The 25,271-nt window shown below is 65.9% G+C and carries 27 protein-coding genes; 6 read left to right on the top strand and 21 right to left on the bottom strand.

Annotated elements, in window-relative coordinates:
• Position 1: 1 nt before the first annotated feature.
• Positions 2–307, top strand: coding sequence for a chaperone modulator CbpM (locus NMG10_RS11250; RefSeq protein WP_011535907.1), 306 nt, complete (start codon positions 2–4; stop codon positions 305–307).
• A gap of 110 nt (positions 308–417) precedes the next feature.
• On the opposite strand, the gene NMG10_RS11245 is transcribed toward NMG10_RS11250, so the two are convergent.
• The 7 genes from NMG10_RS11245 to urtA all read right to left on the bottom strand — a co-directional run bounded on the left by NMG10_RS11245 (position 418) and on the right by urtA (position 7,136).
• Positions 418–951, bottom strand: coding sequence for a GNAT family N-acetyltransferase (locus NMG10_RS11245; protein WP_232856578.1), 534 nt, complete (start codon positions 949–951; stop codon positions 418–420).
• 5 nt (positions 952–956) lie between these two features.
• Complete coding sequence (locus NMG10_RS11240) at positions 957–1,481, bottom strand: GNAT family N-acetyltransferase (protein ID WP_232856579.1); 525 nt, start codon at positions 1,479–1,481, stop codon at positions 957–959.
• Positions 1,482–1,512: 31 nt separating this feature from the next.
• A complete protein-coding gene (gene urtE / locus NMG10_RS11235) occupies positions 1,513–2,211 on the bottom strand; it encodes an urea ABC transporter ATP-binding subunit UrtE (protein ID WP_213658493.1) in 699 nt (232 codons plus the stop codon).
• Between the two features lie 126 nt (positions 2,212–2,337).
• Positions 2,338–3,195 (bottom strand): urea ABC transporter ATP-binding protein UrtD, encoded by an 858-nt coding sequence (urtD, locus tag NMG10_RS11230; RefSeq protein WP_254464351.1) that lies wholly within the window; start codon positions 3,193–3,195, stop codon positions 2,338–2,340.
• On the bottom strand, positions 3,192–4,271 hold the full coding sequence (gene urtC / locus NMG10_RS11225; protein ID WP_254464350.1) for an urea ABC transporter permease subunit UrtC: 1,080 nt from the start codon (positions 4,269–4,271) through the stop codon (positions 3,192–3,194). The genes urtD and urtC overlap by 4 nt, the downstream gene beginning before the upstream one ends.
• The gene (gene urtB, locus NMG10_RS11220; protein ID WP_254464349.1) at positions 4,271–5,758 is read right to left on the bottom strand and encodes an urea ABC transporter permease subunit UrtB; all 1,488 of its coding nucleotides are present in this window, start codon (positions 5,756–5,758) and stop codon (positions 4,271–4,273) included. Before urtB ends, urtC begins: the two co-directional genes overlap by 1 nt.
• A gap of 112 nt (positions 5,759–5,870) precedes the next feature.
• Entirely contained in the window at positions 5,871–7,136 is a 1,266-nt protein-coding gene (gene urtA / locus NMG10_RS11215; RefSeq protein WP_232856583.1) for an urea ABC transporter substrate-binding protein, read from the bottom strand.
• A 516-nt stretch (positions 7,137–7,652) separates the two neighbouring features.
• On the opposite strand from urtA, the gene NMG10_RS11210 reads away from it, so the two are divergent.
• Positions 7,653–7,952 (top strand): hypothetical protein, encoded by a 300-nt coding sequence (locus NMG10_RS11210; protein WP_186713780.1) that lies wholly within the window; start codon positions 7,653–7,655, stop codon positions 7,950–7,952.
• Positions 7,953–8,073: 121 nt separating this feature from the next.
• Here the strand turns inward: NMG10_RS11210 and cycA are convergent, their stop codons facing one another.
• From cycA to cbiE, 13 genes are all read right to left on the bottom strand, one after another.
• Positions 8,074–9,489, bottom strand: a complete 1,416-nt coding sequence (gene cycA / locus NMG10_RS11205; RefSeq protein ID WP_232856584.1) for a D-serine/D-alanine/glycine transporter — start codon at positions 9,487–9,489, stop codon at positions 8,074–8,076.
• 231 nt (positions 9,490–9,720) lie between these two features.
• Positions 9,721–11,085, bottom strand: coding sequence for a PepSY domain-containing protein (locus tag NMG10_RS11200; protein ID WP_254464348.1), 1,365 nt, complete (start codon positions 11,083–11,085; stop codon positions 9,721–9,723).
• A 57-nt stretch (positions 11,086–11,142) separates the two neighbouring features.
• A complete protein-coding gene (locus NMG10_RS11195) occupies positions 11,143–13,209 on the bottom strand; it encodes a TonB-dependent copper receptor (RefSeq protein ID WP_254464347.1) in 2,067 nt (688 codons plus the stop codon).
• Between the two features lie 69 nt (positions 13,210–13,278).
• Complete coding sequence (locus NMG10_RS11190; protein WP_254464346.1) at positions 13,279–13,710, bottom strand: DUF2946 domain-containing protein; 432 nt, start codon at positions 13,708–13,710, stop codon at positions 13,279–13,281.
• A 24-nt stretch (positions 13,711–13,734) separates the two neighbouring features.
• The gene (locus NMG10_RS11185) at positions 13,735–14,217 is read right to left on the bottom strand and encodes a copper chaperone PCu(A)C (protein ID WP_254464345.1); all 483 of its coding nucleotides are present in this window, start codon (positions 14,215–14,217) and stop codon (positions 13,735–13,737) included.
• Between the two features lie 47 nt (positions 14,218–14,264).
• On the bottom strand, positions 14,265–14,654 hold the full coding sequence (locus tag NMG10_RS11180) for a DUF2946 domain-containing protein (RefSeq protein WP_234560879.1): 390 nt from the start codon (positions 14,652–14,654) through the stop codon (positions 14,265–14,267).
• Between the two features lie 196 nt (positions 14,655–14,850).
• Positions 14,851–15,705 carry an SPFH domain-containing protein gene (locus NMG10_RS11175; protein WP_232856590.1) on the bottom strand — a complete coding sequence of 285 codons (855 nt, stop codon included), beginning with the start codon at positions 15,703–15,705 and terminating at the stop codon, positions 14,851–14,853.
• Positions 15,706–15,732: 27 nt separating this feature from the next.
• Positions 15,733–16,170 carry an NfeD family protein gene (locus tag NMG10_RS11170; RefSeq protein WP_232856591.1) on the bottom strand — a complete coding sequence of 146 codons (438 nt, stop codon included), beginning with the start codon at positions 16,168–16,170 and terminating at the stop codon, positions 15,733–15,735.
• 72 nt (positions 16,171–16,242) lie between these two features.
• Positions 16,243–16,653 carry a tRNA(fMet)-specific endonuclease VapC gene (gene vapC, locus NMG10_RS11165; RefSeq protein ID WP_203648116.1) on the bottom strand — a complete coding sequence of 137 codons (411 nt, stop codon included), beginning with the start codon at positions 16,651–16,653 and terminating at the stop codon, positions 16,243–16,245.
• Positions 16,653–16,883 carry a type II toxin-antitoxin system VapB family antitoxin gene (gene vapB, locus NMG10_RS11160; protein ID WP_011535889.1) on the bottom strand — a complete coding sequence of 77 codons (231 nt, stop codon included), beginning with the start codon at positions 16,881–16,883 and terminating at the stop codon, positions 16,653–16,655. The genes vapC and vapB overlap by 1 nt, the downstream gene beginning before the upstream one ends.
• Before the next feature lie 82 nt (positions 16,884–16,965).
• Entirely contained in the window at positions 16,966–17,694 is a 729-nt protein-coding gene (locus NMG10_RS11155) for a cobalt-precorrin-6A reductase (RefSeq protein ID WP_254464344.1), read from the bottom strand.
• Positions 17,691–18,785 carry a cobalt-precorrin-5B (C(1))-methyltransferase gene (locus NMG10_RS11150; RefSeq protein WP_254464343.1) on the bottom strand — a complete coding sequence of 365 codons (1,095 nt, stop codon included), beginning with the start codon at positions 18,783–18,785 and terminating at the stop codon, positions 17,691–17,693. Before NMG10_RS11150 ends, NMG10_RS11155 begins: the two co-directional genes overlap by 4 nt.
• Positions 18,778–19,989 carry a precorrin-6y C5,15-methyltransferase (decarboxylating) subunit CbiE gene (gene cbiE, locus NMG10_RS11145; protein ID WP_254464342.1) on the bottom strand — a complete coding sequence of 404 codons (1,212 nt, stop codon included), beginning with the start codon at positions 19,987–19,989 and terminating at the stop codon, positions 18,778–18,780. The genes NMG10_RS11150 and cbiE overlap by 8 nt, the downstream gene beginning before the upstream one ends.
• A 215-nt stretch (positions 19,990–20,204) precedes the next feature.
• On the opposite strand from cbiE, the gene cobG reads away from it, so the two are divergent.
• Genes cobG through cobJ form a run of 4 tightly spaced genes read left to right on the top strand, consistent with a single transcriptional unit; the run spans position 20,205 to position 24,568 of the window.
• Positions 20,205–21,530: a precorrin-3B synthase gene (gene cobG / locus NMG10_RS11140; protein ID WP_254464341.1), complete on the top strand. Its 1,326-nt coding sequence runs from the start codon at positions 20,205–20,207 to the stop codon at positions 21,528–21,530.
• On the top strand, positions 21,523–22,149 hold the full coding sequence (locus NMG10_RS11135; protein WP_203648111.1) for a precorrin-8X methylmutase: 627 nt from the start codon (positions 21,523–21,525) through the stop codon (positions 22,147–22,149). Before cobG ends, NMG10_RS11135 begins: the two co-directional genes overlap by 8 nt.
• Entirely contained in the window at positions 22,146–22,880 is a 735-nt protein-coding gene (locus NMG10_RS11130; protein WP_234560874.1) for a precorrin-2 C(20)-methyltransferase, read from the top strand. The genes NMG10_RS11135 and NMG10_RS11130 overlap by 4 nt, the downstream gene beginning before the upstream one ends.
• On the top strand, positions 22,868–24,568 hold the full coding sequence (gene cobJ, locus NMG10_RS11125) for a precorrin-3B C(17)-methyltransferase (protein ID WP_254464340.1): 1,701 nt from the start codon (positions 22,868–22,870) through the stop codon (positions 24,566–24,568). Before NMG10_RS11130 ends, cobJ begins: the two co-directional genes overlap by 13 nt.
• A gap of 12 nt (positions 24,569–24,580) precedes the next feature.
• Here cobJ and NMG10_RS11120 read toward each other — a convergent pair whose 3' ends face one another.
• Positions 24,581–25,177, bottom strand: coding sequence for a MarC family protein (locus NMG10_RS11120; protein ID WP_028691281.1), 597 nt, complete (start codon positions 25,175–25,177; stop codon positions 24,581–24,583).
• Positions 25,178–25,271 lie beyond the last annotated feature (94 nt).

Genomic DNA, 25,271 nt, shown 5'->3' with positions numbered 1-25,271 from the left:
CATGAGCAGCACCCTGATCGTTCAACTGGACATGCGTACCCTGTGCCAGGAAGCCGATGTGTCGGCCGACTGGGTGATCGAGATCGTCGAGCACGGCATTGTCGAACCGTCGGGGCGAACGCCCGAAGAGTGGGTGTTCGATGACCGCGCGCCGGTGACGTTGAAGCGCGCGGTGAAGCTGCATCAGGAGCTTGAGTTGGAGTGGGAAGGGGTGGCGCTGGCGCTGGAATTGCTGGAAGAGGTGCAGCAGTTGCGTAGCGAGAACAGCATGTTGAAGCAGCGGTTGGGCAGGTTTACCCAAATGTAGCTGGGGCTGCTGCGCAGCCCTTTCGCGGCACAAGGCCGCTCCTACAAGGGATCGCGCTCGCCTGTAGGAGCGGCCTTGTGCCGCGAAAGGGGCGCAGAGCGCCCCCAACTTCACGAAGCTTTCGCAATCACTTTGAAGTACAGCGCTGTCGCCCGGTAAACCCCCTCCGGCCCGCAGGCATAATCCGGAATCTCCCCCGCCTTGCTGTACCCCAGCGCTCGATAGAACGCCTCCGCCCCAGACCCCGCCTCGGTATCGAGAAACAACATCCCCCGCCCGATCCGCCGCGCATCAGCCTCCAGCACCCCCATCAACTGCTGCCCCAACCCACGCCGCCTTGCATCGCTGTGCACCAGCAACTTCTGCACTTCGCCCCGGTTCAGCCCATTGGGCTTCAGGCACAACCCCAGCTGCACACTACCCAGCACTTCCTGCCCCTGGGCAATGACCCAGAGCAGTTGCTCGCCACCGACCAGCTTTGCCTTCACCTCATCGAAGTAGGCCTTGGCCTGCTGCTCGTTGATATCGGCCAGAAACCCCACCGACGCGCCCTGTCGCACCGCATCGAGTAAAAGGGCCACCAGCCCGTCGCGGTAGTACGCCAGGCCTTCGTGGGTGACGCGGTGCAGCTGGGCTGTATTCATGGGCTTCAGTTCCTTGAAGGGGGAAGGGTGTTGCCATCCAGGTAAAGCTGCATGAAGGTCAGGTCCAGCCAGCGCCCAAACTTCACCCCCACCTGCGGCATCTGCCCGGTGATGCTGAAGCCCAGGCGTTCGTGCAGGCGGATCGATGCGGCATTGCCGCTCTCGATGGCAGCGACCATCACATGTTTGTCGCAAAGGCGCGCCCGTTCGATCAGCGCTTCCATCAGGACGGGGCCCAGGCCCTTGCCGCGTTGGTCGCCACGCACGTACACCGAGTGCTCGACGGTATGCCGGAAACCCTCGAACGGCCGCCAGTCGCCAAATGAGGCATAGCCCAGCACGCCGCTGTCGTCCACCGCCACCAGGATCGGGTAGCCCTGCTGCGCGCGGGCCTCGAACCAGGTCAGGCGGTTGCCCAGGTCAACCGGGGTTTCGTTCCAGATCGCCGTGGTGTTGGCCACGGCGTCGTTGTAGATGTCGAGGATGCCCGGCACGTCGTTGATCAGGGCGTCGCGGATCTGGTAACTCATGACAGCGTCTCGCAAGGGAAGTGGTTGCAGATTAAATGGTAACCAGGCCGCGCACACCTTCGGCCTGCATGTTTTCACCCCGGCCGCGCTGGACGATTTCGCCGCGGGCCATGACCAAATACTGGTCGGCCAGCTCCTCGGCGAAGTCGTAGAATTGTTCCACCAGCAGGATGGCCATGTCGCCCCGGTCGGCGAGCTTGCGGATCACCGCGCCGATCTCCTTGATCACCGACGGCTGGATGCCTTCGGTGGGCTCGTCGAGGATCAGCAGGCGAGGGCGGCTGGCCAGGGCACGGCCGATGGCCAGCTGTTGCTGCTGGCCACCGGAGAGGTCGCCGCCACGGCGTTGTTTCATCTGCTCCAGCACCGGGAACAGTTCGTAGATGAAGGCCGGCACTTCACGTGCCTCGCGGGCAGGGAAGCGCGACAGGCCCATCAGCAGGTTTTCCTCGACGCTCAGGCGCGGGAAGATCTCGCGGCCCTGGGGCACGTAGGCAATGCCGGCCTGGACCCGTTGCTGGGGCTTGAGCGTGGTGATCGGCTTGCCTTCCCATTCCACGCGGCCCTCGCGGGCCGGCAGCAGGCCCATCAGGCAGCGCAGCAGGGTGGTCTTGCCCACGCCGTTGCGGCCCAGCAGGCAGGTGACCTCGCCGACCTTGGCCTCGAAGGACAGGCCGCGCAGGATGTGGCTGCCGCCGTAGTATTGGTGCAGGGTGTCGATTTTCAGCATGTTGTGCCCTTGTTTGATTTGAGCGTGGGAGCGGGCTTGCCCCGCGATGGCGTCAGGCCTGGAAGTGATGTTGGCCGGGCTGGCGCCATCGCGGGGCAAGCCCGCTCCCACGCAACCCTCGCAGGCCTATCTACCGAGATACACCTCGACCACCCGCTCATCCTCCTGCACCTGCGCCAGCGATCCTTCCGCCAGCACGCTGCCCTGGTGCAGCACCGTCACATGGTCGGCAATGCTGCCGACGAAGCCCATGTCATGCTCCACCACCATCAGCGAATGCCGACCCGCCAACGAACGGAACAGCTCGGCGGTGAATTCGGTCTCGGCATCGGTCATCCCCGCCACCGGCTCATCGAGCAGCAGCAGCCTCGGCTCCTGCACCAGCAGCATGCCGATCTCCAGGAACTGTTTCTGCCCATGGGACAACAACCCCGCCTGGCGCTGGGCCAGGGGCAGCAGGCGCAGGGTAGCCAGCACTTCCTCGATGCGCTGGCGCTGTTCGCCGGACAACCGTGCCACCAGGCTAGCCCACACCGACTTGTCGGCCTTGAGCGCCAGCTCCAGGTTCTCGAACACCGTCAGCGCCTCGAACACCGTGGGCTTCTGGAACTTGCGGCCAATACCGGCCTGGGCGATCTGGCATTCGCTCATGCGGGTCAGGTCGAGGGTGTCGCCGAAAAACGCGGTGCCGCTGTCGGGCCGAGTCTTGCCGGTGATCACGTCCATCATGGTGGTCTTGCCGGCGCCGTTGGGGCCGATGATGCAGCGCAGCTCGCCGACGCCGATGTACAGGTTCAGGTCGTTGAGCGCCTTGAAGCCATCGAAGCTGACGCTGATGCCCTCCAGGCTCAGCACCGTGCCGTGGCGGGTGTCGAGCCCGGCCTCGCGGCGCCGACCGAGGCCAATGGCCTCGCGACCGCTGCCGATCTGGTCGAATATCGGTTCCAGCATGAATTCCGGATGCACCGGGGGCACGCTTCTCATGGCTGGCTCCTTTTCTTCACAAGGCCGACCACGCCCTTGGGCAGGTACAGGGTGACGAGGATGAACAGCGCACCGAGGAAGAACAGCCAGTACTCGGGGAACGCCACGGTGAACCAGCTCTTCATGCCATTGACCAGGCCGGCGCCAAGCAGCGGTCCGATCAGCGTGCCGCGCCCTCCCAGGGCTACCCACACGGCGGCCTCGATGGAGTTGGTCGGCGACATTTCGCTGGGGTTGATGATGCCCACTTGCGGCACATACAGCGCCCCGGCCAGGCCGCACAGCACGGCGCTGAGCACCCACACCAGCAGCTTGAAGCCGCGTGGGTCGTAACCGCAGAACATCAGGCGGTTTTCCGCATCGCGTACGGCGGTGAGCAGGCGACCGAACTTGCTCTGGGTCAGGCGCCAGCACAGGAACAGGCTGCCCAGCAGCAGGCCGACCGTGAGCAGGAACAGCGCGGCCCGGGTGCCCTGGGCGGTGATGTCGAAACCAAGGATGGTGCGGAAATTGGTGAAGCCGTTGTTGCCGCCAAAACCGGTCTCGTTGCGGAAGAACAGCAGCATGCCGGCGAAGGTCAGGGCTTGGGTCATGATCGAGAAGTACACGCCCTTGATCCGCGAGCGGAAGGCGAAGAAGCCGAACACCAGCGCCAGCAACCCCGGCGCCAGCACCACCAGGCACAGCGCCCAGGCGAAATACTGGGTGCCGGCCCAGTACCAGGGCAGCTCGCTCCACGACAGGAAGGTCATGAACCCCGGCAGCCCATCGCCGGCCGCCTGGCGCATCAGGTACATGCCCATGGCATAGCCGCCCAGGGCGAAGAACAGGCCGTGGCCCAGCGACAGCAGCCCGGCATAGCCCCACACAAGGTCCAGGGCCAGGGCGACGATGGCGTAGCAGAGGATCTTGCCGACCAAGGTCAGGGTATAGGCCGAGACCTGCAAGGAGTGCCCGTCGGGCAGCAGCGACAGCAGCGGCAGGGCCAGCAGCACCAGGACGACAACGGCGCCGATGGCCAGCGACACCCGGGTGCCGGCCTTGCGCGTGGCAGTGACAATCAATGGCTGGTTCATCAGTCGATTACCCGTCCCTTGAGGGCGAACAGGCCTTGCGGGCGCTTCTGGATGAACAGAATGATCAGCGCAAGGATGAGGATCTTGCCCAGCACCGCACCGATCTGCGGCTCCAGCAGTTTGTTGGCGATACCCAGCCCGAAGGCCGCCCACAGGCTGCCGGCCAGTTGGCCGACGCCGCCGAGCACCACCACCAGGAACGAGTCGATGATGTAGCTCTGGCCCAGGTCCGGCCCCACGTTGCCGACCTGGCTCAGGGCTACGCCGCCGAGCCCTGCGATGCCGGAGCCGAGGCCGAAGGCGAGCATGTCGACGCGCCCGGTGGACACCCCGCAGCAGGCCGCCATGTTGCGGTTCTGGGTGACGGCGCGCACGTTCAGGCCCAGCCGCGTGCGGTTGAGCAGCAACCAGGTGAGCAGCACCACCGCCAGGGCGAAGCCGATGATCACCAGGCGGTTGTACGGCAGCACCAGGTTGGGCAGCACCTGGATGCCGCCGGACAACCAGGCCGGGTTGCTCACCTCGACGTTCTGCGCGCCGAAGATCAGCCGCACGGCCTGGATCAGGATCAGGCTGATGCCCCATGTCGCCAGCAGGGTTTCCAGCGGCCGGCCATATAGGTGGCGGATCACGGTGCGCTCCAGGGCCATGCCGACGCCCGCGCTGACGGAGAAGGCCACCGGCAGGGCGATCAGCGGATAGAACTCGATGGCGCCCGGGGCATAGCGTTGCAGCAGTACCTGGACCATGTAGGTGCTGTAGGCGCCGAGCATCAGCATTTCGCCGTGGGCCATGTTGATCACCCCCAACAGGCCGAAGGTGATCGCCAGGCCCAGCGCCGCCAGCAGCAGGATCGAGCCCAGTGACAAGCCGCTGAAGGCCTGGCCGAGCAATTCACCGACCAGCAGCTTGCGCTGCACTTGTGCCAGGCTGGTTTCGGCGGCGGTGCGTACGGCGGCGTCGGATTCCGCGTCGGGTTGCAGAAGGGCTTCGAGGCGGGTGCGGGCCAGCGGGTCGCCGGTTTCACCGAGCAGACGCACGGCTGCCAGGCGTACCGCGGGCTCGCTGGCGCCCAGTTGCAGGTTGGCCAGGGCCAGTCCGAGTGCGGCGTGTACGGCGGCGTCCGGTTCGCTGGCGTAACGGCGGTCGAGGAAGGCCATTTGCGCGGGTTGCGCGGTTTTTTGCAGTTGCTGGGCGGCGGCCAGGCGCACGTTGGCTTGGTCGCTGAACAGCTGATGGCTGGCCAGGGCGTTGTCGATCAGGCCGCGCAGACGGTTGTTCAGGCGCAGCTTGCGGGTGTCGTTTTCGGCGATACGGCCTTGGCGCAGGTTTTCCAGCAGCGGCAGGCGGGCCGGGTCCGGTTGCGCGGCCCAGGTTTCGAGCAGGTTGGCCTGTTCGGCGGGTTTGGCGGTCAGGAAGAACTCGCCTTCGCTGGCTTGGGTGGCCAGGGGTAATAGCAGCAGTAGCGTGAGCAGGAGTCTGAGCATGCGGGCAGTCCTGGAAATCGGCGGTGGATTCATCGCGGGGCAAGCCCGCTCCCACGCCGTACCCACATGGGGGAGGGGGCAGGCGTGGAAGCGGGCTTGCCCCGCGATGGCGTCAGTTGCCCTTCACTGCATAGTCAGGCCGCTTGTCATTCCCCGGAATGAACGGGCTCCAAGGCTGCGCCCGCAGCGGCTCCTCGGTCTGCCACACCACACTGAACTGCCCGTCATCCTGGATCTCGCCGATCATCACCGGCTTGTGCAGGTGGTGGTTGCTCTTGTCCATGGTCAGGGTGAAGCCCGACGGCGCCTTGAAGCTCTGCCCGGCCAGCGCCTCGCGCACCTTGTCCACATCGGTGCTGCCGGCCTTCTGCGCCGCCTGCGCCCACATGTGGATGCCCACGTAGGTGGCTTCCATCGGGTCGTTGGTCACCGCCTTGTCGGCCCCCGGCAGGCCCTTGGCCTTGGCGTAGGCCTTCCAGTTGGCGACGAACTTCTGGTTCACCGGGTTATCCACAGACTCGAAGTAGTTCCACGCCGCCAGGTGGCCCACCAGCGGCTTGGTGTCGATGCCGCGCAGCTCCTCTTCACCCACCGAGAACGCCACCACCGGCACGTCGGTGGCCTTCAGCCCCTGGTTGGCCAGCTCCTTGTAGAACGGCACGTTGGAGTCGCCGTTGACCGTGGAAATGACCGCCGTCTTGCCGCCAGCCGAGAACTTCTTGATGTTGGCGACGATGGTCTGGTAATCGGCGTGACCGAACGGCGTGTAGACCTCTTCGATGTCCTTGTCGGCCACGCCCTTGCTGTGCAGGAAGGCGCGCAGGATCTTGTTGGTGGTGCGCGGGTAGACGTAGTCGGTGCCCAGCAGGAAGAAGCGCTTGGCGCTGCCGCCGTCCTCGCTCATCAGGTATTCCACCGCCGGGATCGCCTGCTGGTTGGGCGCGGCGCCGGTGTAGAACACGTTCGGCGACATCTCCTCACCTTCGTACTGCACCGGGTAGAACAGCAGGCCGTTGAGCTCCTCGAACACCGGCAGCACCGACTTGCGCGACACCGAAGTCCAGCAGCCGAACACCACCGCCACCTTGTCCTGGGTCAGCAACTGGCGGCTCTTTTCGGCGAACAGCGGCCAGTTGGACGCCGGGTCCACCACCACCGCCTCGAGCTGCTTGCCGTTGACCCCGCCCTTGGCGTTGATCTCGTCGATGGTCATCAGCGCCATGTCCTTGAGCGAGGTCTCGGAAATCGCCATGGTCCCCGACAGCGAATGCAGGATGCCGACCTTGATGGTCTCGGCGGCCTGGATGCTCCAGCTCAGGCCCATCGCGGCAATCGATGCGCTGAGGGTGAAGGCCTTGATCAGACTGCGTCGCTTCATGTGCTCACTCCGATGTGATGGTGGGTGTTGGCCAGGTCGGAGATTGCAAAGGCTGTGCCGAGCGATGGAAGGTGCGTGATAGAGCAGTTGTGCGACGAATCGGGGCGTAGGGAGGGGCCAGGATGGTGCTTGCAGGTTGGGCCTGCACAGGATTGGGGCCGGGGGCGATGAACACTTTTGACACATAAGCGGTACTTGAGTACCGTGCCGCACCGCAGTAGTTTCTGCGGTTCGGGATTGGCGTCCCGCTGTCAGAACCGGGCACATCGCACCTGCGATAGCGTGTCCTGCATGGTTGCACCCGTTATGGGCGGAGCCGTGTGTGGGAGCCTTCGGGCTCACCGGACCTTCTGACCGGCAACGCCAACCCGCACGGCTCCGTCCACCCATATTGGCGTATGGGCACGGAGAGACACTTCAGAAGGCTGCAAGGAGTCGCACCATGCTCAAGAAGATCGTTCCAGATCCACCGTTCGCATTTGTCGAAATCGCCACCTTTCATCGAGAGGTGCAGCCATGAACCAGGAATCGCTGGTCAACCACAGTCCCCGCAAATCACGTCCCGTCACCGCTTGTTCCCACTTCGGCACCTGCAATCACGCCCATGATCCGATTCTCTCGGTACGTGCTGGCGTTGATAGCGAGGATGCGCTGGTGTGCGCCGTGGCGGCGTTGAAGGCGGCGTATGAGACCAATGCTGCCGCATTGGAGAAGGCCGGGGAGCCGTTGCGCAGTTTGCTGACGGCGACCGAGAACTCGCTGGAGAAAGGCCTGGCGCTGGCCGAGGCGGTGCTCGAGGGGTTGGAGCAGGGTTAGCCCTGGGGCTGCTTTGCAGCCCTTTCGCGGCACAAGGCCGCTCCTACACAGGGGGAGCGCGATCATCTGTAGGAGCGGCCTTGTGCCGCGAAAGGGCCGCGCAGCGGCCCCATTGGCCGGATCAGTTATTAGAGGCTTCACGCACCGCCGCACGCGGCTGACGCCTGCTGCGCACGAACTGATAGGTCACCGCCAGAATCACAAACCAGATCGGCGTCACCACCAGCGCCGAGCGCGTATCCGCTTCCAGGCTCAACAGCACCAGAATGCCGGCGAAGAACACCAGGCACACATAGCACATGAAACGCCCGCCCGGCATCTTGTAGGTGGACTGCTCATGCAGCGCCGCGCGCTGTTTGCGGTAGCTCAGGTACGACAGCAGGATCAGCGTCCACACGAACATGAACAGCACCGCCGACACCGTCGTCACCAGGGTGAAGGCTTCGATCACATTGGGTACCAGGTAGATCAGCACCGCGCCCAGCAGCAGGCAGGTGCAGGAGAAGTACAGGCCGTTGGCCGGCACCGCGCGGCGCGAGAGTTTCTCGAACGCCTTGGGCGCATCACCCTCCTGGGCCAGGCCGAACAGCATGCGGCTGGTGGAGAACACGCCGCTGTTGGCCGACGAGGCCGCCGAGGTGAGCACCACGAAGTTGATGATGCTCGCCGCCGCCGGCAGGCCGGCCAGCACGAACAGCTCGACGAACGGGCTCTTGCCCGGCACCACGTCGCGCCATGGGGTCACGGCCATGATGGCGATCAGCGCCAGCACGTAGAACACGATGATGCGGATCGGGATCGAGTTGATCGCCCGCGGCAGGGTGCGCTCGGGGTTCTTCGCCTCGGCGGCGGTGGTGCCTACCAGCTCGATGCCGACGAAGGCGAACACGGCGATCTGGAAGCCGGCGAAGAAACCGAGCAGGCCGTTGGGGAACATACCGCCGTCATTCCACAGGTTGGCCAGGGTGGCGGTATGGCCTGCTGGCGATTGGAAGCCGGTGATGACCATGTACAGGCCGGTGGCGACCAGGCCCATGATGGCGATGATCTTGATCAGGGCGAACCAGAACTCCATTTCACCGAACATCTTCACCGTCACCAGGTTCAGCGACAGCAGCAGGGCCACGCAGCTCAGCGCCGGTATCCACTGCGGAAGGTCCGGGAACCAGAATTGCGTGTAGGCGGCGATCGCCACCACGTCGGCGATGCCGGTGACCACCCAGCAGAACCAGTAGGTCCAGCCGGTGAAGTAGCCGGCCCAGGGGCCGAGCAGGTCGGCGGAGAAATCGATGAACGACTTGTAGTTGAGGTTCGACAGCAGCAGCTCGCCCATGGCGCGCATGACGAAGAACAGCATGAAGCCGATGATCATGTAGACGAAGATGATCGACGGGCCGGCCAGGCTGATGGTCTTGCCCGAGCCCATGAACAGGCCGGTGCCGATGGCGCCGCCGATGGCGATGAGCTGGATGTGGCGGTTGGTCAGGTTGCGTTGCAGGTGCTGCTCTTCGGAGGGTGTCTGGGAGGTCCGGGTCATAGGCTGCATTCCATTGAGGGTCAGTCTTTTTGTGAGCGAAAGCCGAGTAGGCTATCACGTCGCGTTCCGATCGCGGGTGCGGCAGATCGGCACGATCTTGGCGGTGCAGCGCGGTGCTCGACATGACGGGAATCAATGGTTGTTGGTGCCGGCCTCATCGCGGGGCAAGCCCGCTCCCACGCCAGCCCTGTGAGATTGGCGTGGGAGCGGGCTTGCCCCGCGATTGCGATATCAGGCTCGAACCATGACCCGGCGTCTCACAACCAGACTATCCACCACCCACATCACCACCATCGAAATCCCCACCAGCGGGAAGGCAACGCCTAGCACCACCATCACCCCCACGGCCATCTTCCAGCGCGGCAGGTCATGGCGCAGCGGCGGCACCCCCAGCCCACCAGCCGGCTTGCGCTTCCACCACATCACCAGCCCACTCACCGACCCCAGCAGGATCATCAGGCACACCAGCAGGATGACGATCTGGTTCAACGGCCCGAACATCTTCCCTTCGTGCAGCATCACCCCCAGCTCCGTGGCACGCGCCACCGGGCTGTAGTCCTGCCAGCGCACATCGGCTAGCACCTGTCCGGTGTACTGGTCCACATGCAGGGTGGCATCGTTACGCGGATCGTCGGCGAACACCGCAATGGTGAACACTCCTTCGGCACTGGTCGGCAGGGTGATGCTGTAGCCCGGCTCGACCTCGCGCAGATTGGCGATGTTCTCGACCTGCTGCAGGCTCACCTGGGGCGCGGCGGGGGCGTGATCCATCATGTGGTGCCCGGCATGCTCGGCATGGGCGCCGGACACCGGCATCGGGGTGTTCTCCATGGCCCACGGCACGGTCTGGCGGTGGGCTTCATTCAGTTCGCGTGCCTCTTTATCTGACTTGGGCACATCATTCCACATGGCCGCCGGGAACCGGTTCCATAGGTCGGCATACTGCTTGCCCCATAGCCCGGTCCAGGTCATGCCGCTGATCAGCATCAACAGCAGCAGGGCTGAGCCCCAGAATCCTGTAACAGCATGCAGGTCGCGCCACAGCACCCGGCCGCGTGCGCTCAGGCGTGGCCACAGCACGCCCGCGCTGTTGCGCCCGCGTGGCCACCACAAATAGAGGCCGGACACGACCAGGACGATGCCCCAGCCGGCCGCCAGCTCCACCAGCCGGTCACCGACCGTGCCGACCATCAGCTCGCCATGCAGGGCACGGGCAATGGCCTGCAGGTTTTGCTTGCCGTCCTGTTCGCCCAGCACCTTGCCGCTGTACGGATCGACGAACACGTTCAGCTCGCGCCCGCCGTCATGTACGACGAACTGTGCGCTGCGCTCGGCGCTCACCGAGGGCAGGTACTGCCCCACCTGACCCTGTGGATAAGCCTGGCGTACGTTGGCCAGCAACGTATCGGCGCCCTGTCGGTGATGGCCGGCCTCGACCACCATCAGCTCGCGGTACATCAGCGGGTCGAGCTGCGGCTTGAACAGGTAGATGATCCCGGTGATCGCCAGCAGGATCATGAACGGCGCCACGAACAGTCCGGCATAGAAATGCCAGCGCCACGCAAGGTTGTAGAAGGAAACGTTTGGTTTGCTCATGGGAGCCTCCCGTAGACCTCTAGGGGCGCGGTCAGGTCCCGCGCCCGTTTGTTGTTGTCAGAAGCTGAAGTCGACCTTGGTCCAGAAGGTCCTGCCTGGCTCGTTCACCGGGTCCGTGGCGTTGGCCGGGTAGCCGAACCCGGCGTTCCCGGCCAGGTTCAGGTGCTCGGCGTAGGCCTTGTCGAACAGGTTGTCGACGCCCGCGCTGAGCTTGAGGTTGTTGTTGATCTTGTAGGCGCCGTTGAGCGAGAACACGCCGAAGCCTGAGCTGGTGTCGTAGTCCTTGCCGACCACATTGCCCTGGTTCTGGGCGATGCGGTTCTGCTCGGCCACCAGGCGCCACAGGGCGCCGACGCTCCAGGTGTCGCGGCTGTAGGTCAGCCCCAGGCGGCTTTCCAGCGGTGGCATCTGTGGCAGGGCCTTGCCGTCGCTGCTGTTCTTGCCCCAGGCGTAGGCCAGGGTGGCGTCGGCCTTCCAGTTTTCGGTCAGTTTGTAGGCTGCGCCCAGTTCGCCGCCCATGATGCGGGCGTCGATGTTCTGTGCCTGGGAGGTGAGCGAACCCATCATGTTGCGCTGGTAGTCGAACAGGATGTAGTCGCGGACCTGCCCGACATAACCCGAAGCCCAGGCTTCCAGGCGCTCGTCGCGGTACTGGATGCCAAAGTCGAGCTGGGTGGTCTTCTCCGGCTTGATACCGTCGAAGGCGTTGACCGAGCCGGCCGGGGCGCGCTTGGGCGAGAACAGCTCCCAGTAATCGGGGAAGCGCTGGGTATGACCGAGGCCGATGTAGGTGGTGGCCGGAATCGCCGCCAGGTCGTGCTCGTAGCGCACGAAGCCGCTGGGCAGGGTGTCGGCGCGGGTATCGCCTTCAGTGGCGCTGCCCTTGCGGAAGTCTCGGGCCGAAGCGCGGTCCAGGCGGGCGCCGGTGACCAGGCGATCTTCACCGGTCGCATACCAGGTGAGCTCGCCGAAGGCGCCGTAGTTGTGGAAGTCGGCATCCTTGGTCCAGGGCTTGCCCTTGTGCGCGTTGACGCCCATGCCGCCGCGTTGGCGGTGTTCGTTGGTCTGCGCGTCGATGCCGCTGATCAACTGCACGTCGGCCCAGCGCCAGGTGGCCTTGATCCGCGCGCCCATCGTGCGGCGGTCGACGTTGCTGACCATGGGCATCCCCATCATGCCGGCGCCCGACGGGGTGCGTAGGGTGTAGTTGTCCATCACGTGGTCGGCGTAGTTGTAGTAGACCTGCGCCTCGACCTTGTCGAGCACCTCGCCGAGGTTGGACTTCTCGAAGCGCAGCCCCAGGCTTTCGCGCTTGAACTGCGAGCCGTCCATGCCCCGCCCGGCGGAGCGGGCCTCGCCGTCGCCCTTGCCGGCGGTCAGCTCGAGCAGGGTGTCAGCGTCCGGGGTCCAGCCGAGGCTGACGTCGCCGTTCCACTTGTCCCAGCGCGAAGGCACGGTGTCGCCGTTGCCGTCCTCGAAGTCGTCCGAGTGCGACTGGTTGCCGATGAAGCGCACGTAGCCGAGCTGGTTGCCGGCCGCGGCGTCGAGCACCTTGTCGAAGCGGCCGTTGGAGCCGGCCAGCACGCTGCCGTTGACCCGGCTGCCGAGCTCGCCGAATTTCTCTGGGTCACGTTCGAAGAGAATGGTGCCGGCGGAGCCGCCGGGGCCCCAGATCACACTTTGTGGGCCTTTGATCACGGTGAGGCGGTCGTAGGTTTCCGGCGAGATGTACGAGGTCGGAGCGTCCATGCGACCGGGGCAGGCGCCGAGCATCATGCCGCCGTTGGTGAGGATGTTCAGGCGTGAGCCGAACATGCCGCGCAGCACGGGGTCACCGTTGGTGCCGCCGGCGCGGATCACCGAGAAGCCAGGGATGGTCTTGAGGTAGTCACCGCCGTCGCTGGCCGGCACGGGTTGGCGCGGATCTTTAGGGTTGGTGACCACGGTCAGCGGTGAGCTCGGAGCGATGGCGGTGATCACCGTCGGGCTCAGCTCGGCCGGGTCGTGCACATGGCCTTCGTGGCCGGTTTCGGCGGCAAAGGCCAGTGGCGCGAGCAGCGAGCCGCAGAGCACGGTGATGGTGCCACGCAGGGAAAGTGCAAAAACAGGGGTGCAGCCGGACATAATGATTCCAGTCGATCAGTCGTGAGTCAGCGCGAAGCCTCCTGGCTTCGGGCGTTTAGCGTGTTGTGTTCAAACGACGATCGAATGGGGCGGCGCGCGGCTGCGGGCGCCGGGGAATACAGCCTGCCGGGCATGGCCCTGGCGCGTGGCGATGGTGAGGTGGGTGGGTGGGGGGGCGCAGCCTGCGCTGAGCGGGCTGAGGGTCTGGGGCAGGGCGGGGCAGTTGAACAGCAGGCTGCAGTAGCCGCACTTCTCCCACATGACATGCAGCTGGCCATCGTTGCCGTGGCCGTGGTGCTCGTCGTGACCGTGCGCCATGGGCATGCTCATCGACATGTCCATGGGCATGGACATGCCGGCGTGGTGCTCCATCGGCATCGACTGGGAAACCAGCGGGCCGATGAAGATCATCCACATGGCGAACAGGCTCAGCCAGCCGCCACCGACGCGCCTGCGATCAGGGCGGGTAGTGCGGGCGGAGTTGTAGCGCGGCAGGCTCATGGCGAGCGCCAGTCAGCTATCGGATCAGTGCGTGTGCTCGTGCTGCGCCTGGTCGGCGGGCGGCTGCTTCTGCACGGCGACCTCGACGGTGATGTCACCGGCTTTCTCGAAGTGCAGGGTCAGCGGGAAGCGCTTGCCGTCGCTGAGCAGGCTGCGATCCTTGGGTTGCATGATCATCACGTGGTAGGCGCTGGGGGCGAACACCACATCCTTGCCGGCCGGGACCAACACGCTTGGCACATGTTGCATCTTCATGGCGCCGGCGGCGCTCATCACATGCTCATGCAACTGGGCGTCGTCGGTGATGGTGCTTTTCACCGAAAGCAGGCGGTCATCGGCCTTGCCGTTGTTGTGCACGACAAAGTAGGCCGCCACGTTGGGCGCGTTCGGCGGCAGCTCCAGCGACCAGGGGTGGGCGATATGCAGGTCGCCGACGCTGTACTCGTGGGCGGTGGCGTAGGCGCCGGGCAGCAGCAGGGCGGCCAGGACGAGGGCTTGCTTGAGCATGGGTGAGTCTCCGGTCTGTTCAGGTTCTGAAGGACAGCGTAGTGAACTCAGACCAGCGGAGAGGCACGGGGATTGAGCGCGGGCCAGAGTTGGCGCGGCGTGGGTTGGTAGTCGGCGAGGTGTTGTGGGTGGCTTGCCGGCTGCACGGGCGGGTTGTGCAACTGCGGCGGGTAGCCGGGTAGGGCCAGCAAAGGCGCCGCGCCCAGGCAGCACCAGCAGTTCATCATGCTGGCGCTGTCGTCGCTTTGCGTCCCCAGGTCGATCTTGGCCAGGGCCTGGACATCGACCTTGGCCTTGTTGGCCATGCTGGAACAGAAAGCCCCCCACAGCAGCTGTTCGGCCGGGCCCTTGGGCGCGGCAGAGGACAGCGGCATGGCCAGCAGGTTGAACAGCACTGCGAAGCAGGCTATCCAGGCGATGTGCCGACGTGGGGGCATGGAGAGATCCGGTCAGGAATCGTGATGGCTATTGTACGGCGGAGTATAGGTAAAAAAGCCGGGGTGCGGTGAAGTGCCGCACCTGGGGCTGCTGCGCAGCCCTTTCGCGGCACAAGGCCGCTCCTACAGGAATTCGCGCCCCCCTTGTAGGAGCGGCCTTGTGCCGCGAAAGGGGCGCAAAGCGCCCCCGGCGATATCAGGCTTTACCGCGGCCCATCAAACCGCGCACGGTCTCCTGCAGGTCCGCTGGCAGCACCACGACTTTCGAATTGTCGCTGCTCGCCAGATTCTCCATCGCCCCGATATACCGCTCACCCAGCAGGTACATGGCCGGCACGGTCTCGCTGCCCACCGCTTCCTTGACCAGGGTGATCGCCCGCGCCGATGCCTCGGCCAGGTTGACCTGGGCCTCGGCATCCAGCTTGGCCGCCTGCAGGCGCGCCTCGGCTTCCAGAATGGCGGCCTGCTTGTTGCCTTCGGCGCGGGTCACATCAGCTTTACGCTCACGCTCGGCGGCTGCCTGGCGTTCCATGGCGGTCTGCATGCTCGGCGAGGGCTTGATGTCCTGGATCTCCACCGAGCGCACGGTCACGCCCCAGTCTTCGGTCTGCTCGGACATCGCTTCGCGCAGGCGCGCCTTGATCTGCTCGCGGCTGGACAGCGCCTCGTCCAGGTCCATGGCGCCGACGATGGCGCGCAGCGAGGTCATGGTCAGGCTGGTGACGGCGAACGAGAAGTTCTGCACGCCGTACGAGGCCTTCTGCGGGTCGACCACCTTGGCGAAGCACAGGGCGTTGGCGACGATCACCGCGTTGTCCTTGGTGATGATCTCCTGCTGTTGCACGTCGAGGATGATGTCCTTGGTCGGCAGGCGGTAGGCGACCACGTCCATGTACGGAATGACGATGTTCAGGCCCGGCTTGAGGGTGCTGTGGTAGCGGCCCAGGCGCTCGACGATCCATTCCTCGCCCTGGGGCACGATGCGCACCCCCTTGAACACGGTGATAAGAACGAATGCGGCGAGGGTGCCGACGACGATGAGGCTGGTCATGCTTGCGAACTTCCTTTTAGTGCGGATTCAGGCCCGGGTGACCCGGGCGGTGTTGCCTTCGATGGCGGCCAGGCGCACGCGCTCGCCGGCGGGAATTTCATTGTCCGAGACGCAAGTCCATTCCTCGTTGCCGAGGATCGGTTTCTGAAAGCGTACCCGGCCTTTCTGGAACTGCGACACGTTGGCGGTCAGCAGGCCGACCTCGCCGATCACGCTGTCGGCGGTCCAGCGCACGTCCGGCTTCTTGCGGCGGAACACCTTGAACCAGAGCACGGTGGTGATCGATGAGAACACCACCCACAGCAGGCCCTGCATATCGAGTTGCAGGCTGGGGGCGAGCAGCGAGACGAGCGACACCAGCACGGCACCGACGCCGAACCAGAGGATGAAGAAGGTGGGGAGCACCAGTTCCAGCAGGATCAGGGCCACGCCGAAGACGAGCCAGATCCACCATTGCATTTCCATATGGGTGGAGCCTTCCAGAAGGGGAGAGGTGATTCTACGGCAGGATCAAGGCACAGGGCCATCTCGTGACCGTCAGCGTGGGTGTGACACCCAGTCTTCCACACGCAACCCCGGAACACGCTGGAACTCGCGCAGGTTGTTGGTCACCAGCGTGAGGCCACGAGCGCGGGCGTGGCCGGCAATCATTCTGTCATAGGGGCCGATGGGCGTGCCGGCCTTGGCCAGTTCCGCACGTAGCTGCGCGGTGTGAGCTGCGCCCTGAATGTCGTAGTCAAGCACATCGAGCCGTGCGGCGAACCCCTCGACAATGGCCAGGTTACGTTCCGGCGCGGCGGATTTTTCCGCACCGTAGATCAACTCCATCAGGGTTACCGTGCTGATGGCCAGTTGGCCGTGGTAGCGATTGAATGCCTCGCGCACTACCTGTGGCTTGTTCTTGATGGTGAAAATGCAGATGTTGGTATCGAGCATGTACCTGAGCATCAGAATCCTTCGCGCTCCTGGTCGGCTGGCTGTTCCCTGCTTGCCATGAAGTCCGCACTCACATCGTCACCCTCGAACCAGCTGTCCCAGCTTTCGCCGGCAGGCGAAATGATACGGGAACGGCCCACCGCGACGATGTCCACGCGGGTGACGTCTTCTGGAAGGGCGAGGGCTTTGGGCATACGGATAGCCTGGCTGCGGTTGCTTTTGAAGACTGCACCTTGCTCCATGATGGGCCTCCTTGAAAGCGCAAATGTATGTCCGGAGTTTAATTCCGGGAATGGATATGTCAATGGGATATACGTAGCGAGGTCAGGCCTTGGACAGGCCGAGCGCCTCCAGCAGTAACCCTGCATCTTGAAACGCCCGATCCGCCTCCGGCAGCACCGGCCGCTTGAGCACCAGCACTGGAATCCCGCGCTCCCGCGCCACTTCCAGCTTCGGCTCGGTGGCCGTGCTGCCGCTGTTCTTGCTGACCAGCACATCGATCCGCCGACGTTCGAACAGGGCACGTTCGTCGTCGATGAGGAACGGCCCGCGAGCACCGATCACCTCGCAGCGTTCATTGCCGGTACACGCCTCGAGCGCGCGCAGGGTCCAGAACTGGTGTGGTGGAATTTCGTCCAGATGTTGCAAGGGTTCACGACCCAGCGTGAACAAGGGGCGCTCGAACGGGGTCAGCGCCTCGATCAGCCCGGCCCAGTCCTCGACTTCGCGCCAGTCGTCCCCAGCCTGCGCCTGCCATGCCGGGCGGCGCAGGGCCCAGCAGGGAATGCCTGCGCTGTTTGCGGCGAGAGCAGCATTGCGGCTGATCTGCGCGGCGTAGGGGTGGGTGGCGTCGATCAGCAGGTCGATGCCTGCTTCGCGCAGGTAGTCGGCCAGGCCTTCGGCACCGCCATAACCACCGACCCGCACCTGGCACGTCAGGTCCTGTGGTACACGGCCGATACCGGCGAGGCTATAGACGTGCTGAGGACCCAGCTGGCGAGCAATGGCCAGGGCTTCGGTGACGCCGCCGAGCAGCAGGATGCGCCCCTTCATGCCACACCTGCCTTGCCGACGATGCCGCCCTGGCGGTCGATGGCGAACACTTCCACCTGCACCTGGGCCGGCACCACGCTACGGGCGAAGACCAGGGCGTGGCGGCACACCTCGTCACCGAGGGCGATGCCGGCAGCATGAGCAAGTGCGAGGGCCTGCTGGCTGGTATTGGCGGTGATGATCGCCTGTTGCAGCGCGGTGTCCGCGCCAATCGCCGCCGCCCAGCCCGCGAGCTGTGGCAGGTCGATGCTGGAGTGGCGGCTGTGCAGGTCCATGTGCCCGGCGGCCAGCTTGCTGATCTTGCCGAAGCCGCCGCATAGCGTGAGGCGCGGCACGGGTACCTTGCGCAGGTGCTTGAGCACGGCGCCGACGAAGTCGCCCATCTCGATCAGGGCGATCTCCGGCAGGTTGTAGACACGGCGCATGGTGTCTTCGCTGGCGTTGCCGGTGCAGGCGGCGATGTGGGTGTAGCCGTTGGTGTGGGCGACGTCGATGCCCTGGTGGATCGAGGCGATGTAGGCCGAGCAGGAGAACGGCCGGACGATGCCGCTGGTGCCCAGGATCGACAGCCCGCCGAGGATGCCCAGGCGCGGGTTCATGGTCTTCAGGGCCAACTGCTCGCCGCCCTGGACATTGACCGTCACTTCGAAACCGCCGTGGTAGCAGCAATCGCCGGCCAGTTGCAGCAGATGGTCGCTGATCATCTTGCGCGGCACCGGGTTGATGGCTGGTTCACCGACTGCCAGCACCAGCCCCGGGCGGGTCACGGTGCCAACGCCCGCGCCTGCGACGAAGCGAACGCCGGGCTCGGCAAGCAGGCGCACCTGGCTGTAGAGCAGGGCGCCGTGGGTGACATCGGGATCGTCGCCGGCATCCTTCAAGGTACCGGCCTCGGCCATGTCACCCTTGAGGTGGCAGAACTCCAGGCGCATCTGCACCACCTTGCCCTTGGGCAGGGTGATCTCCACCGCGTCGTGCCGTTGCCCGGTCAGCAGCAGGCGCGCCGCCGCCAGGCTGGTGGCGGTGGCGCAGCTGCCGGTGGTCAGGCCGCTGCGCAGCGGCGCGGGCTGTTCGCGGGTTTCTTCACGCATCGAGGGGCTTCACCACGTCGAGCAGGGTGATCGGCAGGGCCTGGCGCCAGGTGTCGAAACTGCCCAGAGGCTGGGTGTGGGCGATGTGGATGCGAGTCAGCTCGCCGCCATGCTGGTCGCGGAACTGCGCCAGGGCGACCTCGCTTTGCAGGGTGACGGCGTTGGCAACCAGGCGCCCGCCCGGCAGCAGGCGCTCCCAGCACAGGTCGAGCATGCCTTTGCGGGTGACGCCGCCGCCGATGAAGATCGCGTCCGGACGCTCCAGCCCGGCCAACGCTTCGGGGGCCTTGCCGCGAATCAGTTGCAGGCCGGGCACGCCGAGGGTGTCGCGGTTGTATTCGATAAAGCCCTGTCGGCCCTCGTCGGCCTCGATCGCAAGGGTACGGCAGCTGGGGTGGACGCGCATCCATTCGATGCCGATCGAGCCGCAGCCAGCACCTACGTCCCACAGCAGCTCACCGGGTTGTGGTGCCAGGCGAGCCAGGGTGATCGCTCGCACGTCGCGCTTGGTCAGCTGGCCGTCGTGACGGAAGGCGCTGTCGGGCAGGCCGGCCACACGCGGCAGGCGTGGGGTATCGGGCAAGGCCTGGCATTCGATGGCGACCAGGTTGAGCGTGGCGATGTCGGTGTGCGGCCAGTCGTCGGCGGTGCCGCTCAGCATTCGCTCCTGGGGGCCGCCGAGGTGTTCGAACACCTGGAGACGGCTGGGGCCGAAGCCTCGTTCGCACAGCTGCGAGGCAATGGCCGCCGGGCTGCACTCGTCGTTGCTCAGCACCAGCAGGCGCACGCCGCTGTGCAGATGGGCATTGAGCGCGGCCAGTGGGCGGGCAACCACCGAGACCACCTGTACATCCTGCAACGGCCAGCCCAGGCGGGCGGCGGCCAGGGCGCAGGAGGAGGGCATCGACAGCACCTGCAATTCCTCGGCGGGCAGCTGGCGCGCCAGGCTGGCGCCGACGCCGTAGAACATCGGGTCGCCGCTGGCCAGTACGCATACGGGCTCGCCGCGCAAGGCCATGACCGGGGCCAGGGAGAAGGGGCAGGGCCAGTGCAATTGCTCGGCGGTCACGCAGCGGGGCAGTAGTGCCAGCTGGCGTGGGGCCCCGATGATTCGCGTGGCCGATAGCAGGGCACGCCGGGCCTGCTTGCCCAGGCCGCTGAAACCGTCTTCGCCGATGCCTATTACTGTCAGCCAGGGGGCCATTGGGTCCTCTTCGATACCGCATGGGGGCACTACGTGCCCCTTTCGCGGCGCAAGGCCGCTCCTACAGGTGCAGCGCAAACCCTGTAGGAGCGGCCTTGTGCCGCGAAAGGGCTGCACAGCAGCCCCGAAATTGAACGTTCGACCACCGGCTTTTCATGCCGCCGGACAAAGCAGGCATAATACCGCGCCTTCTACACTGAAGCGCACTTTCACGATTGCCGGATGCCCCCTTGACGCAGCCCCCACCCTCCGAAGTTTCGACCCGTCCCTCGGCCTGCCCGGGGTTGTGGCGCATCGTTGCCGCGCGCGACGGTGGCATCTGCCGGATCAAGCTGCCGGGCGGCCTGCTGCTGGCCGACCAGGCCGATGCCGTGGCCGACGCCGCCGAGCGCTTCGCCGGCGGGGTGATCGAGGCCACCAACCGGGCCAATCTGCAGATTCGCGGCATCGGTGATGACCACCGGGGCCTGGTCGAGCATCTGCTGGCCGCAGGGCTCGGCCCGCGTGACGCGGCGGGCGATGATGTGCGCAACCTCATGCTCAGTCCACTGGCCGGACTCGATCCGACCATGCTGTTCGACACCCGACCATTGGCCGGGCAGATCCTCGACCTGCTGGAAAGCACACCCAGGTTCCACAAACTCTCGGCCAAGTTCGCCGTGCAGCTCGATGGCGGCGAAGCGTTGACGATGTTCGATCACGCCCACGACCTGTGGTTGTCCGCCATGCCGCACGAAGGACGCATCTGGTTGCGGTTCGGCCTCGCGAGCAGCCTGTCGAATGGCCAGGCGCTGGGTGCGGTACCGATGGAGCAGGGGCCGGCGCTGGTGCGCGCGGTGCTGGAGCGCTTCCTCGACCTGGCGACGCCCGAGCAGTCGCGCATGCGTCAATTGCTGCAGGTGTGCCCGGTTGAGCACTTCCTCGAAGGGCTGGCGATCCAGATCGACACCCCGTCGATGGCCTGGCAGCGCCCGGTGACGACAAGCCCGTGGCTGGGCGTGCTGCCCCAGCGCCAGGGTGTGGCCCTGGGCGTCGCGCCACCCCTCGGGCGCCTGACGCCCGTAATGCTCCGTAGTGCCGCGCGCATCGCCCGGCAATGGGGCGATGGCAGCTTGCGCCTGACGCCTTGGCAGAGCCTGGTGCTGACCTCCCTCGAACCGACCGCGCTGGAAAACGCCCGTGTGCAACTGGCGGCATCCGGCATGCTCTGCCACAACGAACATCCACTGGCGCGGGTCGTCGCCTGCACCGGCTCCAGCGGTTGCGCCAAGGCCCAGGCCGACACCAAGGCCGACGCCATCGCCCTGGCCGCCCTGCTGCACCATGGCGCCCCGGGCTGCGTGCACCTGTCCGCCTGCCCACGTTCCTGCGCCATGGCCCACGTCGCCCCGGCGACCCTGCTGGCCCGCGCCCCGGGCCGCTATGACCTTTACTTGCGCGATGCGCGCCTGCCGGGCTTCGGCAGGTTGCGCGCCGCCAACCTTACCCCAGAAGAAGCAGGCGCCATGCTCGACCTGCCGACGGAGCACCTTGATGATTGACTACATCCGCGATGGTCAGGAGATCTATCGCAATTCCTTCCGGATCATCCGCGAGGAGGCCCGGCTCGAACGGATCCCCGCCGATCTCGAAAAACTCGCCGTGCGCGTGATCCATGCCTGCGGCATGGTCGAGGCCATCGATGGCCTGCAGTTCTCCGATGGCGCCGGTAGCGCCGGTCGCGAAGCCCTGGCCAAGGGCGCGCCGATCCTCTGCGACGCGCACATGGTTGCCGAAGGCATCACCCGCGCCCGCCTGCCGGCCAACAACCCGGTGATCTGCACCCTGCGCGACCCGAGCGTGCCGGACCTGGCCAAGGCCGAGGGCAATACCCGTTCGGCGGTGGCCCTGGAGCTGTGGCGCCCGCACCTGGAGGGCAGCGTGGTGGTGATCGGCAACGCGCCGACCGCGTTGTTCTATCTGCTGGAAATGCTCGATGCCGGCGCACCGAAACCGGCGCTGATCCTCGGCTTCCCGGTCGGCTTCGTCGGCGCCGCCGAGTCCAAGGCGATGCTCGCCGCCGACAGCCGTGGCGTGCCGTTCGTGATCATGCAGGGCCGCCTGGGCGGCAGCGCGATGGCCGCCGCCGCGGTCAACGCCCTGGCCACGGAGGTGGAATGATGCACGCACGCGGACGACTGCTGGGCCTGGGCGTGGGCCCGGGCGATCCCGAGCTGATCACGGTCAAGGCCCTGCGCCTGCTGCGCGAGGCACCGGTGGTGGCGTACTTCGTGGCCAAGGGCAAGCGCGGCAATGCCTTCGGTATCATCGAAGCGCACCTGCAAGCCGAACAGAGCCTGCTGCCGCTGGTGTACCCGGTGACCACCGAGGCGCTGCCCGCGCCGCTCTCCTACGAGCAGGTGATCAGCGACTTCTACGACGAAGCCAGCCTGCAGGTTGCCGCGCACCTGGACGCCGGCCGCGACGTGGCGGTGATCTGCGAAGGGGACCCGTTCTTCTACGGCTCCTACATGTACCTGCACGATCGCCTGGCCTCGCGCTACGAGGCGCAGGTGATTCCGGGCGTCTGCTCGATGCTCGGTGGCGCCTCGGTGCTCGGTGCACCGTTGGTGTACCGCAACCAGACCCTTACCGTGCTCTCCGGTGTGCTGCCCCATGAAGAGCTCAAACAGCGACTGGCTGCTGCCGACGCGGCAGTGATCATGAAGCTGGGGCGCAACTTCCCCAAGGTGCGCCAGGTGCTCGGCGAGCTGGGCCTGGATAGCCGTGCGCTGTACGTGGAGCGGGCCACCATGGCCAACCAGAAGATCGTCGCGCTGGACGAGGTCGACCCGCAGTCCTCGCCGTACTTCTCGCTGATCATCGTGCCGGGTGAGAAATGGCAGGGATGATCAAGGCACCGGCAATCGTCATTCTCGGCCCCGGCAGCCTGGCTACCGCGCAGCGTATCCAGCAATGCTATCCACAGGCCGTGATCCATGGCCTGCAAGGGCGCGTGGAGGGTGTCGACCGTTACTACGCAGTCTTCGGCGACACCCTGCGTGAGCTGTATCAGCAAGACACGCCGATCATCGCCTTGTGCGCGGCGGGTATCGTCATTCGCACCCTGGCGCCGCTGTTGAGCGAAAAAGGCGTCGAACCACCGGTACTGGCGGTGGCCGAGGACGGCAGCGCCGTGGTGCCGCTGCTCGGTGGCCTGGGCGGAGTCAACGTCATGGCCCGAGAGATCGGTGAAGCGTTGGGTGTCAGCGCGGCGATCACCACCAGTGGCGAGCTGCGCTTCGGCACCTGCCTGCTGAATCCGCCCGAGGGTTACGCACTGGCGGACCTGGAACAGGGCAAGCGCTTCGTCTGCGACCTGCTGGCGGGCGAGGCGGTGCGTGTCGAAGGCGACGCGCCGTGGCTTGAGCACGCGCAGTTGCTCGCCAGCGAAGATGCCCAACGCACTATCCACGTGGGCAGCGCACTGCGTCCGGCCAGTCGTGACGAACTGCTGATCCACGCGCGTTGCGTGGTGGTGGCGGTCACAGCCGGTAGCGCTGACCTGGTGCAACAGGTGCGCGAGGAGCTGCTGCGAGCGAACATTGCCGAGCCTGCGCTGGCCTGCCTGCTGGCGAGCGAAACCGAGATGGCGGAGTCGGCCCTGCACGAAGCTGCACAGGCCTTGAATGTCGCCCTGCGCTTCGCCCCGGCCGCCGAGAGCCTGGAGCGGATGCTGGCTGATGCATTGCCGCACGCGCGCGTAGGTTCGTCCGTGGGGCTCGCCCACGCCGTTGCCGCGGCACCGGTCGACATCGCCCGCGTTGGCCGTCGCCGTGGTCGCCTGGCGGTGATCGGCCTGGGCCCTGGTGCCGCCGAACTGATGGTACCGGCGGTCAAGGCGGAGCTGGCGCGGGCGCAGGATGTGCTCGGCTACGAAACCTACGTGCGCATGGCCGGCCCGTTCCGCGACGATCAGGTACTGCACTGCACCGACAACCGCGAAGAGATGCAGCGCGCTCGTCATGCTTTCGAGCTGGCGGCCCAGGGGCGTTCGGTGGTGGTGGTGTCGTCGGGTGATCCGGGCGTGTTCGCCATGGCCGCCGCAGTGCTCGAGGCGTTGCACGAGTCCAGCGACCCGGCCTGGCAGCGCGTCGAGTTGCAGATCCTGCCCGGCGTCTCGGCCTCGCTGGCCACCGCCGCGCAAGCGGGGGCGCCGCTGGGGCATGATTTCTGCGTGATGTCGCTGTCGGACAACCTCAAGCCCTGGTCGATCATCGAGAAACGCCTCGACCTGGCGGCCCAGGCGGATCTGGTGCTGGCGTTCTACAACCCGATCTCCAAGGCCCGGCCTCATCAGCTGGGTGCGGCGCTGGAGGTGGTACGCCGTCATCGTGACGCAGGCACGCCGGTGGTGCTGGGCCGTGATATCGGCCGGCCGGGCCAGACCCTGCGGGTAGTGACCCTGGGCGAGCTGCTGCCGGAGATGGTCGACATGCGTACCATGGTGCTGGTCGGCTCCTCGACCACCTGCACCTTCCCCCGTGCCGATGGCGGCCAGTGGGTGTACACGCCGCGCTGGTATCCCGCCAAGCCCTGAGTGCAGCCGGGGTCAGGGCAGCAGGTAGCCCTTGATCCCGGTGAAGATGATCTGCGCCGCCAGGGCACAGACGAACAGCCCCATCAGGCGGCTGACGATCTGCAGGCCCTGGTCGCCGAGCAGCCGCTCGATACGGTGCGAGAGGTACAGCACCAGGCCGACGGTGAAGCTGGCCAGGGCGATGCTGACGATGGCCAGCAGCTTGTCGTCCCAGTGCGGCTGGCCCACCCCCATCACCAGCAGCGCACCGATGGTGCCCGGGCCGACTGTCAGCGGAATGGTCAGCGGCACGATGGTCACGTCCTGCTGCACGTTGTCGGTCTGCACCGCCGACTTGCCCTGGGCCATGCCCAGCGCCGAGATGAACAGCACCGAGCCCGCGCCGATGCGGAAGGCGTCGGCGGTGATGCCGAACACGCCGAAGATCACCCGTCCGAACAGATAGAGCAGCACGCTGGCCACCAGCGTGGCGATCGCCACGCGCCAGGCCAGTTGCTTGCGTTCCTTGCTGGAGTGGCCGCGGGTCAGGCCGATGAAACACGACAGCACGAAGAACGGGCTGTAGAGCACGAGCATTTTCAGGTAGACGCTGAACAACTCATGGAGCATGGGGGCGGGTCCGCGGCGGTGAAATGTCACTGTATAGCACGGATCCTGTAGGAGCGGCCTTGCGCCGCGAAAGGGCTGCAGCGCGGCCCCGGGA

The sequence above is a fragment of the Pseudomonas sp. DVZ6 genome (assembly GCF_024259445.1).
Classification (GTDB): domain Bacteria; phylum Pseudomonadota; class Gammaproteobacteria; order Pseudomonadales; family Pseudomonadaceae; genus Aquipseudomonas; species Aquipseudomonas peradeniyensis.
The sequence above is the reverse complement of the archived record's forward strand: the minus strand, read 5'-3'. Positions and strand labels throughout refer to the sequence as shown.